General features: G+C 33.7%; 16 protein-coding genes and 3 pseudogenes. 7 read left to right on the top strand and 12 right to left on the bottom strand.

Translation table 11 applies throughout. The annotated features are described in order from the left end of the window. Positions 1-7: 7 nt before the first annotated feature. Both hfq and DN408_RS24170 read right to left on the bottom strand, forming a co-directional pair. Complete coding sequence (hfq, locus tag DN408_RS24165; protein ID WP_147740419.1) at positions 8-196, bottom strand: RNA chaperone Hfq; 189 nt, start codon at positions 194-196, stop codon at positions 8-10. A 55-nt stretch (positions 197-251) separates the two neighbouring features. Next, on the bottom strand, positions 252-470 hold the full coding sequence (locus DN408_RS24170; RefSeq protein ID WP_002141097.1) for an aspartyl-phosphate phosphatase Spo0E family protein: 219 nt from the start codon (positions 468-470) through the stop codon (positions 252-254). 304 nt (positions 471-774) lie between these two features. Between DN408_RS24170 and DN408_RS24175 the strand changes: the two genes are divergently transcribed. From DN408_RS24175 to DN408_RS24195, 5 genes and pseudogenes are all read left to right on the top strand, one after another. Then, a complete protein-coding gene (locus tag DN408_RS24175) occupies positions 775-891 on the top strand; it encodes a YjcZ family sporulation protein (RefSeq protein WP_000007805.1) in 117 nt (38 codons plus the stop codon). A gap of 85 nt (positions 892-976) precedes the next feature. Continuing rightward, a pseudogene (locus DN408_RS24180) lies at positions 977-1,163 on the top strand (MFS transporter); the annotation flags it as partial. A 128-nt stretch (positions 1,164-1,291) separates the two neighbouring features. Beyond that, positions 1,292-1,741, top strand: coding sequence for an ArsR/SmtB family transcription factor (locus DN408_RS24185; protein WP_000461279.1), 450 nt, complete (start codon positions 1,292-1,294; stop codon positions 1,739-1,741). 19 nt (positions 1,742-1,760) lie between these two features. Next, positions 1,761-2,981, top strand: a pseudogene (locus tag DN408_RS24190) (MFS transporter). 149 nt (positions 2,982-3,130) lie between these two features. Further along, positions 3,131-3,856, top strand: a complete 726-nt coding sequence (locus DN408_RS24195) for a sulfite exporter TauE/SafE family protein (RefSeq protein ID WP_147740420.1) — start codon at positions 3,131-3,133, stop codon at positions 3,854-3,856. A 310-nt stretch (positions 3,857-4,166) separates the two neighbouring features. Here DN408_RS24195 and DN408_RS24200 read toward each other — a convergent pair. The 5 genes and pseudogenes from DN408_RS24200 to DN408_RS24220 all read right to left on the bottom strand — a co-directional run bounded on the left by DN408_RS24200 (position 4,167) and on the right by DN408_RS24220 (position 7,444). Then, a pseudogene (locus DN408_RS24200) lies at positions 4,167-4,779 on the bottom strand (flagellar motor switch protein FliG). A 1-nt stretch (position 4,780) separates the two neighbouring features. Continuing rightward, complete coding sequence (locus DN408_RS24205) at positions 4,781-5,326, bottom strand: sigma-70 family RNA polymerase sigma factor (protein ID WP_063226112.1); 546 nt, start codon at positions 5,324-5,326, stop codon at positions 4,781-4,783. Between the two features lie 216 nt (positions 5,327-5,542). Beyond that, positions 5,543-6,277, bottom strand: coding sequence for an oxygen-insensitive NADPH nitroreductase (gene nfsA, locus DN408_RS24210; protein WP_002126543.1), 735 nt, complete (start codon positions 6,275-6,277; stop codon positions 5,543-5,545). A 165-nt stretch (positions 6,278-6,442) separates the two neighbouring features. Beyond that, complete coding sequence (locus DN408_RS24215) at positions 6,443-6,760, bottom strand: magnetosome magnetite crystal formation protein family (protein WP_002011879.1); 318 nt, start codon at positions 6,758-6,760, stop codon at positions 6,443-6,445. Between the two features lie 147 nt (positions 6,761-6,907). Beyond that, positions 6,908-7,444, bottom strand: a complete 537-nt coding sequence (locus DN408_RS24220) for a YdcF family protein (RefSeq protein WP_321147129.1) — start codon at positions 7,442-7,444, stop codon at positions 6,908-6,910. Between the two features lie 202 nt (positions 7,445-7,646). Here DN408_RS24220 and DN408_RS24225 point away from each other — a divergent pair, with 202 nt between their 5' ends. Continuing rightward, positions 7,647-8,312, top strand: a complete 666-nt coding sequence (locus DN408_RS24225; protein ID WP_002126540.1) for a DUF421 domain-containing protein — start codon at positions 7,647-7,649, stop codon at positions 8,310-8,312. Positions 8,313-8,350: 38 nt separating this feature from the next. Here DN408_RS24225 and DN408_RS24230 read toward each other — a convergent pair whose 3' ends face one another. Together DN408_RS24230 and DN408_RS24235 are read right to left on the bottom strand one after the other, a co-directional pair. Continuing rightward, positions 8,351-9,706, bottom strand: a complete 1,356-nt coding sequence (locus DN408_RS24230) for an MATE family efflux transporter (RefSeq protein ID WP_033708219.1) — start codon at positions 9,704-9,706, stop codon at positions 8,351-8,353. Between the two features lie 89 nt (positions 9,707-9,795). After that, on the bottom strand, positions 9,796-10,626 hold the full coding sequence (locus DN408_RS24235) for a MerR family transcriptional regulator (protein WP_002086530.1): 831 nt from the start codon (positions 10,624-10,626) through the stop codon (positions 9,796-9,798). 268 nt (positions 10,627-10,894) lie between these two features. Here DN408_RS24235 and DN408_RS24240 point away from each other — a divergent pair, with 268 nt between their 5' ends. Continuing rightward, positions 10,895-12,058 (top strand): cation:proton antiporter, encoded by a 1,164-nt coding sequence (locus DN408_RS24240; protein WP_002011888.1) that lies wholly within the window; start codon positions 10,895-10,897, stop codon positions 12,056-12,058. A 63-nt stretch (positions 12,059-12,121) separates the two neighbouring features. Here the strand turns inward: DN408_RS24240 and DN408_RS24245 are convergent, their stop codons facing one another. The 3 genes from DN408_RS24245 to DN408_RS24255 form a co-directional block, all read right to left on the bottom strand. Continuing rightward, complete coding sequence (locus tag DN408_RS24245; RefSeq protein WP_078178008.1) at positions 12,122-12,400, bottom strand: DUF3986 family protein; 279 nt, start codon at positions 12,398-12,400, stop codon at positions 12,122-12,124. Between the two features lie 80 nt (positions 12,401-12,480). Beyond that, positions 12,481-13,830: an aspartate aminotransferase family protein gene (locus tag DN408_RS24250; protein WP_002126530.1), complete on the bottom strand. Its 1,350-nt coding sequence runs from the start codon at positions 13,828-13,830 to the stop codon at positions 12,481-12,483. 189 nt (positions 13,831-14,019) lie between these two features. After that, entirely contained in the window at positions 14,020-15,570 is a 1,551-nt protein-coding gene (locus DN408_RS24255) for a solute symporter family protein (protein WP_002011892.1), read from the bottom strand. Position 15,571 lies beyond the last annotated feature (1 nt).

Genomic DNA, 15,571 nt, shown 5'->3' on the forward strand with positions numbered 1-15,571 from the left:
GAGTGTCTTATTTCATAATTGTTGATATTGCCTGCTTATAAATAAGTTGTTGTTTTCCATCTACTAATATTAATACTGTAAATCTATCTACTCCAACTACTTTCCCTACTATTCTTACTCCGCTCTTTAAAAATATAGTAACTGCACCTTTTTCTTCTTTTATTTGTTTATACAACTCTTCTTGTAAATGTTCCAATAACTGTTCTCTCCTTTATCAGTAAATAATCCTAATATAAAAAATTAAAGATTAATCACTTACATACTTTGCCTTTTATATTCATAAACTTATTAATTAGTATATCTAAATCTCGACTAAATAACAAAACTTTATCATGATCTAATCCATGCCTAGCAACAAGTTGAATTAACTCTTTCTTTTTGTGTTCTATTTTATTGTGTAATTGTCCCATCTCCATCTCTATACTAAAACTCCCTTTTCCCATAATATTACTTGTAAAATTATAGTACATTTCCACTCATAAAAAAATAAAAAAATGGCTTTTTTTACAAATTTTATATTTATGAAAAGAAATTTTAATGTAATTGTAAGTTACATACCCCTTTCATTTGCAATACATTCACCTAGTATACACTTCCATATTGTTTTACCATTTTAAAAAAAGCGCTATGAAACAAAGTAAATATCACATTTAAATCCGATCACAGGCTCTTGTCTAATTAGAAGTAAGACTTGCTCCTTTTCTAAATAAAAACATATCTTATAAAGTAATCCATTAGTTATATAGATTAATTTCCTAAAAAGGAGGAAAAAACATGAGCTTTGGTGGTAGTTGCGCTGGTTTCGGCGGTGGATTTGCTTTACTCATCGTGCTATTCATCCTTCTAATCATTATCGGATGTAGCTGTTGGGGTGGCGGCGGAGGGTTTTAAATATAATACGTATCCTTTTTGCTAAACCCTAAATGAATAAAATATGTTAACTAAAAACTATACGAAAACAGCTCATATTTGAGCTGTTTTTTCATTTCATTATTCCATCTATGGATCGCTTGTTATCTATGTTTATTACAGGATGGCTTTTAGAAATTCTTTCTCCGCAAGTGATTGGTATCTTGTTAGCTATATGCTGTATTTTCGTTAGTTTTATATGGCTGTTCTTGTTTTATCATGGGGAGCCTAGTGAAGAATCTACTATCACTTAATGGCATGTATATGTACATGCCATTTTTATTTATGTCGAAATTCACAAGAAAAAGGCGATTTATTTCTCTTACAATCTAATTTTTTAGAACGTACAATAAATTTAGATTATAAGAAAGGAGCTAACAAAATGTTTGAAGATCGACTTACCATTTCAGCAGAACAACAAAAGCTAATTTCCAATGCAACTCGCATTCAAATTCTTCACCTTTTAAAAGACGAAACACTCACTGCAAAACAAGTATCTACTAAACTAAATAAATCTGCTGGTAGCGTTCACTATCACATCCAAATTTTATTTGACGGAGGCTTACTTGAATTAGTAGATACAAAGGAAAAACGGGGGATTATTGAAAAGTACTATAAAGCAAAATCTGCTCACTTCTATATTGAAGAAGCAGGCACTGAAGGAACAAATACAGGGAGCCATATTGTATCTCATTTATTTTTAACTCCAGAGGAATTACAACAACTCACTTGGGAGATCTCACAAGTTTTATTACGCTGGGAAAGCAAAACCGCTCGTCAATCAGCCTCAGAAGAAGAATACGCTATTTCCTGCCGGATTAAAAAACAATGAAAGAAAGGTCCAATTGTTTATGAAAAATAAATTATTATTATTGTCGGGCACAGGCATTTCTCGTTTAGGTGATTTTATGTACCTCATAGCTCTAAACTTAATGGTGTTAAATAGTACAAACTCTCCCGCTGCTGTAGCAGGCCTATGGATTGTCGGTCCAATTGCCACCGTCGTTACAAAAATATGGTCTGGTAGTATTGTAGATCGATTAAATAAGCGGTCAATTATGCTCATCACAGATATAATTTGAGCAGCTCTCATTGGCTGTATTCCACTATTTGATTCTATTTGGGTCATTTATATTTTTATCTTTTTGACTCGCATTGCTACATCATTTTTCGATCCAGCTTCATTCACTTATAAAACAATGCTTATACGAGCTGAAGATCGTGCTCAATTTAATGCTTGGAATAGCCTATGTACAAACGGGGCTTTTATTATCGGTCCAGCCCTTGCTGGAATACTTCTCACCACGTACTCAGCATCCTTTGTTATTTACTGCAACTCACTTTCATTTCTACTTTCTACCATTCTCATTTACTTCTTGCCAAACATTACATTACAAACAAAGCAAAACGAAGAGGTTTCAAATACTTTCTTACAAACATTACGAAGTGATTGGAAACAAGTTTTTTCATTCGCTCGAACGGAAACTTACATAATTCTCATATTCGTTTTATTTCAAGCTACTATGCTTGTTTCTATGGCACTCGATTCACAAGAAGTTGTTTTCACAAATCAAGTACTGTTTTTATCCGATATAGAATATAGCATGCTTGTTAGTATAACTGGTGCCGCTTACGTTTTCGGTTCATTTCTCGTCTCTCTATTTGCCAAACGATTACCAATTCAACATTGTATCGGATTAGGTATGATTTTCACAGCAATAGGTTATGTGATTTTTGCCTTTTCAAATTCATTTATAGTCGCAGCGAGCGGTTTCATTTTACTTGGCATTTCTTCATCATTTGCCGGTACTGGCTTTATAACATTTTATCAAAATAACATCCCTGTACATATGATAGGACGTATCGATAGCGTGTTTGATTCAATAAAAAATTTCATCCAAATCTTTTTCATTTTAGCAATTGGAGCATCCGCACAATTTCTTTCCGTTCAAATTACTGTAATCAGTAGTTCATTACTCATTCTTTTCCTTTCCTGTTTATTAGCAATCCGGGTAATGACGCCTTCACGAGAAAAATATTTTAAAGCTACAGGATCATCTTTGGAATATTAACCGCAACATAAAAAGCGGCTATTTGCCGGGCAGCAAGATCCCAATTGGTGTGGGCTAATAATCAGTGGGGGATGAACAAAACCCCCACTGATTAAAATTTCACTTTATGTTAAAATATTTATTGGATCTAATTATGTAGGGGGGCTATTTTGGAGATTATATTCATTTTCATATGTATTATATTAGTAGCTTCTATTTTACAAACAAGTACAGGTTTTGGCTTTTCTATTATGGCAACACCTTTCTTGCTCATGTTATTTCTACCACAAGAAGCTATACAAATAAATATCATTTTATCATTAATTATTTCCATATCACTCATTTGGAAAATAAGAATGGACATTGATTTTATTCTACTGAAAAGATTAATTTTCGGAAGTATAGTTGGTGTTCCTTTTGGTATTTTAATTTTCATTTCCATTAACATCAACACATTTAAATTAGCAATTAGCATCCTGCTCTTACTATTAACGTTGATGCTAATATGCAACTTTAAGATTAAATCAACAAAATCTAGAGATTTCTTAGTGGGTGGATTATCCGGTCTTTTAACGACAAGTATCGGTATGCCAGGACCACCCCTGTTACTTTACTTTACAGGAACTGATACGAAAAAAGAGAAGTTAAGAGCAACTACATTGGCTTTTTATCTGTTTATATATTTCATTAGTCTAGTCACTCAAATACTCTTTACTGGCACAAACAAAGCAATTTGGGAATCAAGTTTTTATGCAATTCCAATTGTATTTTTAGGTTTGTTTATAGGCCAAATTATTTTCAAATGGCTTAATCAACGGATTTTTAAATTTTTTACATATACCCTTTTGAGTTGTACAGGCATTTATCTTCTCATTGAAAGTTTGAATTTGTTATAAATAAGTTTTTTAAATTAGAAGGTGCTTTAGAGTGTGCGATAACACATAGATCTAAACGAATTTATTGGTTTGGTGTATTTTTAAGTGCAGTGGAGTATTTCACATCAAAAATTAAACAAATTTATTTTAACCCCGTCTTAAAATCGGAACGGGGTTATACGTGTTTTAAGTTTTTAAATTAAATAACTTTATTGTCAGTTTACAATTAGTAGTCCCACTGATGATTCTTTCATGAGAAGAATATTTTAAAGCTACAAGATCATCAATAGAATACTAACTAAACCATAAAAAGCGGCTATTATGCCGCTTTTTACATTAAATATTTTAAAAATAAAAGACCGGATGTTACTATGACAAGAACATTGAAATAAATCATCCAGCCTTTCTCAAAATCTTTATATTTCTCTTCTTTTACTCCATGCTGTTTTAATTTCATAATAATCATAGCTAGTTCTTGTTCGTGCTCTATACTTCCAAATTGTATATATTTTTTATTATATTTAATCCCGTATACGTTTTTCATTTTTTTATGTTGTGAAATTGCTTGAATATCTTCTATTAACATACTGTATTCATTTACCTTTTTAAAATAACAATCTAATCCTTTCATCAGCAACCTTTTATTTGTTAAAACGATATAATAGTAAAAAGTTGCACCTACAGTATAAATATTCGGTATTACTTTTGTATTTACCATGCATCCCTCTTCTACTAACAGTTCATCCTCAATTTCTTCATTTTTTTTGTAACTCTTCGCGAATTGACTCTTCAAGCATTTGTAAAGTTAATTTTTTTAGCAGTTCTCCATTTCTCACATAATACTTATCTATATTTATAGAATCATTCGCTTCTTTCTCTAAACGTGTAATTTCTTCTTCTGAATATTGGAGCTCATTTAACATCGATAATAATCTTTTATCCATATTACACACTCCCTTTCCACAGTTTTTGAAGTTTTTTCTTTCCACGAGAAATTCGATTGTATATATAGTCAGCCGTTACTTTTAATTCTTTCGCAATATCGTCAATGGAATACCCATCAATATACCTCTTTAAAAAGATATACCGATCCTTTGTATTTAAATCTTGTACGAGTTCCATAATCTCTTCTTCTTGTTCTATTTCATACCTATCATGGATACTTGTATCTATTTCTACGTCTTTATCGATTTTATTCTCTTTATATACTTTCTTTTTATATTCCAATGCCTTTAATTTAGTAATACCAATCATCCAAGATTTTAAGTTTCCCTTTTCTATATCAAATTGTTCGATATTAAACCAAATGATAGTAAATACATCATTATAACAATCATCCACATATTGTTTTTCAATAGGGGTACTTAATGATTTATGAATAATGTACAAAATTAATTTTCCATATTGATCAATTACTTCTTTCAAAGCATCTTGATCGCGTTTTTTCATAGCTATAATTAAATCCTCTTCAGAATCGAAAATCATAAACATCTTCCTTCCTCAGTTCCCCTTTAGCAGCTGCTTTTACTTACTATTGGCATTTCATTCTCATTTTCTATCACTTTTGTAAAAATTTATTAATTTTTATTTTCATTTTATATAATAACAAATAAAAACCGAAGTTGAGAAAGCGAGTCTCGCTTTCTTAGCTTCGGTTTTGCATGTGATGTTATAACTTAAGCTAACATCTCAGGTTTGCCTTTTTACTTATTTCTTATTTAATCCTTTTTCATTTAAAAACTCTTTCATATGCATTCTTTTCTCTTTGGACATAAATGAGCTCATTGATTCCGTCCATGTTACGTTTTTTTGATTTGACGATCTTTCTTTGTAATACGCACTCATCGTTTCATCATATTCGTTTAATAATTCATCATATTTCTTTTCATCGTATCCATTTTCATGAAGAATGGCCGCTACCGGTAAACGCGGCTTAACTCCATGCTCTTCATTTGGTACGCCCACTGTCATTCCGAATACCGGATATACTTTATCCGGTAAATAAAGCAATTCACTCACTTCTTTCGGGTTATTACGAATTCCGCCAATATAACAAATGCCGTATCCTAATGATTCAGCTGCAAGTGCTAAGTTTTGTGCAAATAATGAGGCATCTACTGTTGCTACAATAAAGTCCTCTACTCCCTCATGTTTAATTTCTGTTCCATGTTTCTCACATGCAGTTTCTAGACGTTTTAAATCCGCACAGCATACAAAGAATGCTGCGCAGTCTTTCACATGACGATTCCCGGATAATTCAGCTAGTTTAACCTTTAGTTCCTGATCTGTTACATATATAAGAGAATACGCCTGTACAAAATGTGAGGAAGCTGCATGCTGCGCAGCTTGCACCATTCTTTCTACTATCTCTTTTGAAATTGGTTCTTCTTTATATTTACGAACTGAAACGTGTTGCTCCATTTTATGTATCATCTCATTCATAAAAACCACTCCTTTTTTCTCTTCATAATAAAAAATTAACATATCTTTTTCATTATTCACAACTTATAAGCAAAAAAAGAGCACTCCTTTGTGAGTTGCTCTTTTTTAAATACATATTAATATGGTAAATGAAATTATATCGACTTTACACACATAACGACAATGTTAAGCTGCTTTCAATACTTTAATACCTTTAACAATATTCCAAATGAAGTAGTAAATTCCTACAAGAATAAACACTGCATACGTTATAACCATCCCAATTCCAACGCTCTCAGACTGATTGAAACTTAAACCGTATACTCCTGATAAAGCTAACCCTCCAAATAAAATTGCATATGGGAAAACATGTGACCAAAATGCTTTTTTCGCATGATATTTCACTTCATCTTCCGCAACGAAGTAAACAATAATTGGTAGTAAAAATGGTGCAAAAAAGATACTAAAATAACATAGCGAGGATAAAATATTATTTCCTTTCATACGATTCACCTCTAAAGTTTTTTGTTACCTTCATTATGTCAGGAAACCTTTCCAGAAACTATCGCTTTACCTTTCATGAACATGACATTTTTGTAAGATTTCCCTCGAAATAAATCCCGCCTCAAATTTTGGGCGGGATTACTTTAACTATATTCGATTCATAAACCAATATTGCGTAATCGCTAAATATTCTCGTACATTCGATGGAATGATAATTGGCTTCGGTGTTTTGGCCGGAAGCCCTTCTAATTGCAAACCTTGTTTTGCAGCTATTTTTTTCGCTCTAAACATATGGAAATCGTTTGTTACGATCATACCTTTTTTCATATTGGCTGGAATTAACGGTTTTGAGAATTTAATATTTTCATCTGTGCTCGTCGACTTATCTTCCATTATAATGCGGTCTTCTGCAATATTTTGTTTCATTAATCCTTGTTTCATCGCTAATGCTTCTGTAATATCTTCACCTTTTCCTTGGCCTCCAGATACAATAGCAATTGTTTTATCATGTAATTTTAAATACTCAGCTGCTTTATCAATACGATATTGCAATGAATACGAAGGTTTTGTTCCATTTACTTTCGATCCTAGTACAATTATATAATCCGCATCATCAATTGCATTCATATGCCCATGCTTATAAATGTTATATTGTAAAAACCCCGCATATACGGGGCAAATCATTATAACAACTAAAATATACTTGATTATTTTCTTCTTTCTCATATCCATATACCCCTATTCCCTTTACTTCCTTCATCATAATATCCATTTATTCGTTTGTATACAGACAAATTCCAATTAAGCCTAATTTATCCTCCAAAAGGTAATATTTCTATTAATTTCGGGAATAGTAAGTACAACTTCGCACGAAGGAGTGTCCCTATTGCTTCTCTTTTTATGTAACGTATCATTCTTTTTCATCTTATTTTTACTATCACTTAAGCTACTTGGTAAATCTGCATTAGCACAACTAACTCCTCATGATTTTGGGGCTATTATCTTTTTATCTTATTTAGCTTTTCAAGCCATACCAGTCGCTGGTGCTTTACAAGCATTTCTCGGTATGGTCGTTATTACATGTTTGCATTTGCTTCTTACAAAATTAAGCCTACTCAACAAACTAAATCGTTTTATTCTCGGACACCCCATTATTTTAATTAAACATGGTGATATTATTTTTGAGAACTTACAAAAAAGTAGATATCCGATCCCTGAATTGCTTTCTAACCTTCGCGTCGCAGGATATCCAAGTGTTCATGAAATTGAGTATGCGATATTAGAAGCGAATGGAGCTATTAGTATTTTACCAAAAAGAGAACTTGTGCCTCTGACTCCAAAAGATTTGAATATAAATGTTAAGTATGCAGGCTTACCAATTGCTCTTATCGTTGATTCACAAATTCAATACGATAACTTAAAATTAATCCATAAAAATGAAAAGTGGTTACATGCAGAGTTAATGGAGAAAGGCGTTACAAATATTAAAAATGTGGCTTTCGCTTCTGTGCAGGAGACAGATGGATCTTTTGCGATTAGTTTAAAAGAATGAAAAAAAATCCCCTTACTTGTTCAAGGGGATTTTCTTCACTATATTGCTTTTTTCTCTCTCGCCATGTTTAACGGAACAGGATGTTTCATACGATTCATCGTAAATATGATAATTGCTGTCAATACTTCCGCTACTGGCATAACGAGCCAAATTCCGTTTATACCAAATACTTTTGGCATAATCCATAACAATGGGATAACAAATAGTAAACCTCGGCTCATTATTATAAGTACTGATTTTTTCGTTTGTCGCACTGATTGGAAATACTCTCCATACACAATGTTATAGCCTAAAAATACATATTGAATAAAGAATAAACTAATACCTGTTAACGTTAACTCCAATAGTTCTGGCGATTGAACATTAAATAAACCTATAATATATTTCCCAAAGAATAAACCGACAACAATCGCAATGCCTCCGAGTACAAGCGCAATTTTCACAGCAAACTGTAATCCTTCACGCAATCTTTCTGATAAGTTTGCACCGTAATGGAAACTAGCGATTGGTTGTAATGCTGCACCAACACCGAAGAATAATAGTAATGTCATTGCATGAATACTATTCACCATCGCATAGGAAGCGACTCCTATTTCTCCTGCATATTGAACGAATGCAATGTTAAAACCGATTGTTACGATTGCAACTGTACTTTCTGCTGTAAAACTTGGGAAACCGATCACCATAATTTGTTTAACCGTATCCCATTCAAAATGGAATTTCGTCCATTTTAAAATACTACTTTTTCTAAAGAAGTGAGTTAATAATACAAGGAAACCAATTGCCGCCGAAAGAATAGTAGCTGAAGCAGCACCAGTTACACCCCATCCAAAGATGAAAATAAAAATATAGTCGAACACTATATTTAATACAGCCGTTACAACAAGACCTGCCATTGCTAAATTAGGATTGCCGTCATTTCGTATAAATGTACTTAAAATATTTTCTAAAACGTATATCATTCCAAATGTTAATAACACCTGTAAATAGTCTAATGCGTATGGTAAAATCACTTCATTCGCACCAAATAAATATGCTAAATCTTCTATTCTCCATAAGCAAATAGCCGCTAAAACGCCCACGATAACAACTGCTACTGTCATAGATTGAGTAAAGATAGACCTTGCTCTTTCCAGTTTATTTTCACCTAGTGCAATGGAATATAGCGTTGCTCCGCCCATTCCAATCCATAATGAAATGGAGAAGAAAATTGAAAATGCTGGAATAGCTACGTTTACTCCGGCTAAACCGTTCGCTCCAACTCCTCTACTAATCATGACTGCATCAATCACAATATTAACCGACATTAATACCATCCCAAGAACAGCTGGTATTAAATACGTAATAAATAAACTTTTAATTGGTTTTTCTCTTAATTTTTCTGTTGTTTCCATCATATAAATGCTCCTTTTTCAATGCTCTGTTCACAGTTTAAACCTTCAAGTTACTTGAAGGTCAATAGAGAATCGAAAAATATATAAGCCTATTTTTTAACAACAGGTATTTGAATTTCCGTTACTTGCTCCTTCGGATTTTCTGTTACGGACCAATCAATTAATGCAAGTTCCAGTGCATCTCCGCACACTTCATATCCTTCGTTATCAATGTGCTTTAATAATTCCGTATACGTTGCGTCTGTTTCTTCATATGGTCCATGGTGATAAGAACAGGCAAATATCCCTTCTTTTATTTCATCTGAAGTATGCGCTTCAAAAGGCATGTAATCCAATAAAATAAACACACTGTTATATGCTTGAAACTCATTTTGCATTAATGCTTTTTTTGAAACTGTTACACCGATATCACCTGAAAATAAACTATTATCAATTTGCTTCATATTTTTTTGCAACGAATGGATATAATATTCAAACATATCATCCGTTGTATTTGGTGCAACTGCAATTGCTGTAATTTTTCGTTTCGGTATCTTTTTATAAATAATTTGATTTGCTTCAGATTTCGTCGCTTTCTTCATTAAATGGATTTTATGTTCCATTTTTGCCAAAGCATACTCGATTTCTCTTTGTTTTTTCAGCATCATTTCTTGTTGTTTTTCAAGTAAATTCAGCGCATAAGATGGATTTCGTTCATCAATATATTTCTTTATTTCCTTTAACGGGATGTTCAATTGGCGTAAAAATTTAATCGTATCTAATAGTGAAAACTGATCAATTGTGTAATAACGATAATTGGTTTGAGGGTCAACAATTGACGGATGAAAAATCCCTTTTTCATCATAATAACGTAATGTAGATTCCGCTATATTATGCATTTTCGCCATTTCCCCAATTGTAAAACGTTGATTTAATAACATTTTTCTTTCTCCATTCATTATATGTAAACTTTATTACTTCCTATTATATATCTATATCCCCCGTTTCTAAAACGAATCCTCTCATGAAAATCTGCTATTTTTTCATTGATTTTTAATAAATTTTATTATATATTAATTACAGGTTCAAATTACAAGTTCAAAAGAACTCGTAATCAGACCCTTTGTTTAATGGATCTTTACATATTATCATTAGGCAAATTCCGAGAAATCGTATGATAAAAATAAAAAATGATGAGGAGAGGATCAAATGGAATTCGAATTTTTCTTTCAGATTGCACTTATTTTATTAAGTACAAAGCTCGCTGGTGACCTTAGTGTTAGATTAGGTCAACCTTCTGTACTCGGTAAATTAATTGTTGGTATCGTTATCGGTCCAGCTATATTCGGATGGATTGAAAATTCAGAGCTTCTAACACAATTAAGTAATGTCGGAGTTATTCTTTTAATGTTTATGGCAGGACTTGAAACAGACTTAGAAGAATTAAACGCAAATCGTAATTCTTCTTTAGCTGTTGCACTTGGAGGTATCGTTCTTCCATTCGTAGGTGGTTACGTTGCCGGCCTTGTTGTCGGTATGGAACAAGGGAATGCTGTCTTTTTAGGATTACTTCTATGTGCAACAAGTGTTAGTATTTCCGTTCAAACACTTCGTGATTTAGGTAAAATGAAAACACGTGAAAGTACGACGATGCTTGGAGCCGCTGTATTTGATGACATTCTTGTTGTTATTTTATTAGCATTTGCAATGAGCTTCTTAGGAACAGATGACGTTAACTTAACAATGATTATCTTGAAGAAAGTAGTATTCTTTGCTTCTATCATTTTAATTGGTTGGAAAGGTGTTCCAGCAATCATGCGTTGGTTATCACCGCTTCGCGTATCTGAGTCTATCGTTAGTGCTGCGCTTATCATCTGTTTCTCATTCGCATACTTCGGCGAACTATTAGGAATTGCTGGTATTATCGGTGCTTTCGCAGCTGGTATCGCTATTTCTCAAACGAACTACAAACATGAAGTAGAAAAGAAAGTAGAACCAATTGCTTACGCTATGTTCGTTCCAGTATTCTTTGTTAGTATCGGTATGAATATTACATTTGACGGTATTGGCGATCAAATTTGGTTCATCTTAGCATTAACAGTTATCGCTGTATTCACAAAACTAATTGGTTGTGGATTCGGTGCACGAATCACTGGATTTGATGCAAAGTCTTCTGCAATTATCGGTGCTGGTATGGTTTCTCGTGGTGAAGTTGCACTTATCATCGCAGGAACAGGACTTTCTTCTGGCCTATTAGCACAAGATTACTTTACAGCTATCGTTATTGTCGTTATTTTAACTACAATGATTACACCACCAATGTTAAAATACACTTTTGGTGCAAAAGATAAAGCAATGAAAGCAAGTAAATAAGTTTCATATAATAAAAGGAGATTGCTATCTTATAAGATAGCAATCTCCTTTTTCATTTTATCTTTAAACAATTCCATTCATTTTTAACCAGTTTTCAAACATAGTTCGCGCTTCTTCATCATCGATATCATTACTAAATGAATACACCTTAATGCCATAATTATCTATATATTCACCTAGCTTCATTTCCTCCACTTTTTTGTAAAAATCATCTACCTCATAGTGTGGAATATAGGCATCCCAAATTGGTTCATTTATTCTTTTATACGCTGTCACTTCTAAATCATATCCATCTTCATAATATCCGATGTGATAATGTTTACTAGGGTCATATTTCTCCATTAATATCCCTTCCTTTAAAAAGCTATCCTATTTCACGTAATAAACAAAAGCGAGCTGTATATTACAGCTCGCTCAATTAATTAAATACGCTCCATCGCCGTCTTCAACGTACCAACAACGAAAGCAATTTCTTCACTTGATATAACGAGCGGCGGTGCCAATGTTAAGACATTATTATATCCTGCTGTTGTCATACCGTTACGCCCAATAATGAGCCCTTTTTCTTTACAAGCATTTACAACACTTGCAATTTTGTCATTATCAATTGGTTCTTTCGTCGCTTTATCATTTACTAGTTCGATTCCAACTAATAACCCTTTCCCTCTAATATTTCCAACAAGCGGATGTGCCCCAATTTCTTCTTTTAATTGATTTAATAAAAGTGAACCCATTTGTGCAGAGCGCTCAATTAAATTTTCATTTTCCATAATCTCTAAGTTTTTAAGCGCTAATGCACAAGCCGCTGGATTTCCACCAAATGTATTGATATGGCGGAAGAATTCATATTCTCCTGTTCCTTTAAATGCCTCATAAATTTCTTTTTTTACAGCTGTTGCTGATAATGGTAAATATGCGCTCGTAATACCTTTTGCCATCGTAACGATATCAGGCTTAACGTCATAGTTCATAAACCCAAATGCTTTTCCTGTACGCCCGAAACCACAAATAACTTCATCACTTATAAGTAGTGCTCCGTGTTTTTGACATGTTTCGTGAATTGCTTTCATATAGTCTTGTGGTGGCATTAAAATACCTCCGCCTGTAATAATTGGCTCCATAATAAATGCTGCTATCGTTTCACTTAATTCCCATGTCATAACACGATCTACTTCTTTCACACACTCTACATCATAAATATTTTGTGATTCCATTTCTGGCATGCGGTAACAATCTGGGGGCGTTACGTGTAAAAAACCTGAAGCAAATGGCTCATATTGGTATCTACGCTGTGCTTGTCCAGTCGCTGCCATCGTCGCCATTGTGTTTCCGTGATAACCACGATAACGTGACATAAATTTGTAACGATGCGGTTCACCTTTTTGAGCATAATATTGTCTTGCTATTTTAAAAGCGGTTTCATTCGCTTCTGATCCACTATTAGAGAAGAAAATAACATACTCTCCACCAAGCCACTCGTTTAACTTTTCAGCGAGCTTAATTGCTGGTTCATGTGATTGTGACATCGGAAAATATGATAATGTTTGCAATTGCTTATAAGCTGCCTCTGCAAGCTCTTTTCTTCCATATCCGCTATTTACACACCAAAGACCACTCATACCATCTAAGTATCTTTTTCCTTGTATATCTTCAACCCAGCACCCTTCTGCTTTTGCCCCTACCATTGTACTACTTGGACTAAAGGGACGCATTCCGTGCCACACATATTGCTCATCTTTTGCTAATAATTCATCGGTTTGTTTTGTCTTCATCATTTCTTCCACCTTCCATAACAACTTATTTTTCACAAAGCTGCGCTGGTGCCATGATGAGTTAAATTTCTCCCTGCCTATTTTCATTCCACAAACACAAGACAAATCCTACCAAAATTAAAGTAATATTTATAAGAAAATGTCAAAAGAAAGAGGAGCTTTTCTTATATTTCGAAAAGCTCCTCTTTTTTAATGCGAAGATGCATCACTAATACCATGACCAGTATTAGATTTCACAAGAATTTCATCAAATTTCGCTGCATCTTCTTTCTTACTAGAGAAAACAGTTCCTAAATATGCTGCAAGAAACCCGAGCGGGATCGAAATAATTCCAGGTGTCGTATATGGGAATATCGCTTCTCCAACAAAAATAGCTTTTCCAGCTACTGGGTTCCAAACATTTGGACTTAACGCTACAAGAACAATCGCTGATACAAGACCAACAATCATACCAGAAATTGCTCCTGTTGTATTAAAACGCTTCCAATAGATTGTAAATAATATAACCGGTAAATTTGCACTCGCTGCAACCGCAAATGCTAGTGATACTAAAAATGCTACGTTTAATGTTTGAGCAAATAAAGCAAGTATAATAGATACTATCGCTACTCCAATAGACGCATAACGAGCCATTGACACTTGCTCTTTTTCCGTTGATTTTCCTTTACGGATAATCTCATTATAAAAATCATGCGCGAATGCTGATGCTGCTGTTAACACAAGTCCTGCTACTACAGCTAAAATAGTTGCAAAAGCAATTGCTGATACGAAAGCAAATAAGAAATCTCCGCCTAATGCTTTTGCTAATAAAGGTGCTGCCATATTACCAGCAGGGTTTGCTTTAATAATCGCCTCATTTCCTACAAACGCTGCTGCTCCAAACCCTAAGAAAATTGTCATAATATAAAACGCGCCAATTAACCACGTTGCATATACAACAGATTGACGTGCAGTTTTTGCATCACGTACTGTAAAAAAGCGGACAAGAATATGTGGTAATCCCGCTGTACCAAGGACTAGTCCTAAATTTAAAGAAAGTGTATCAAGACCATCCTTATACTTTACTCCTGGATTTAAAAACGAATCTTTTAATGGAGTAGCTGTTTTCATGTGAGCGAACATTTCAGTCACACTGAAATTAAATTTGGAGAAAACGATAACAGAAATAATAAATGTCCCTGCCATAAGTAGTACAGCCTTTACAATTTGAACCCAGCTCGTAGCTGTCATTCCTCCAAAAATAACATACACAGTCATAAGTGTACCTACGATTAATACAGATGTTGTATATTCAATACCTAATAATAGTTTAATAAGTGCACCCGCACCAACTAATTGTGCAATCATATAAAAAATTGAAATCGTCATCGTATTAAGCGCTGCTATACCACGAACTTTTTTCGCATCAAAACGTGCCGCAATCATATCCGCTAACGTGTACTTCCCTAAATTTCTAAGCGGTTCTGCGACAAGATATAGAACAACTAAATAAGCAACTAAAAAGCCGATACTATAAAAGAACCCATCAAACCCAGTTAACGCTATCGCTCCGGCTATACCAAGAAATGACGCAGCAGACATGTAATCCCCAGCAATAGCCAGACCATTTTGCCAGCCAGTTAATCCCCCTCCAGCCGTATAAAATTCACTCGCATTTTTCGTTTTTTTTGATGCAAAATAGGTTATGACGAGCGTACCAAGAACAATAATTAAAAATAGTGCAAACGCAGTAGTATTCAAA

The sequence above is a fragment of the Bacillus sp. AR13-1 genome (genome assembly GCF_008042285.1).
Lineage (GTDB): Bacteria > Bacillota > Bacilli > Bacillales > Bacillaceae_G > Bacillus_A > Bacillus_A mycoides.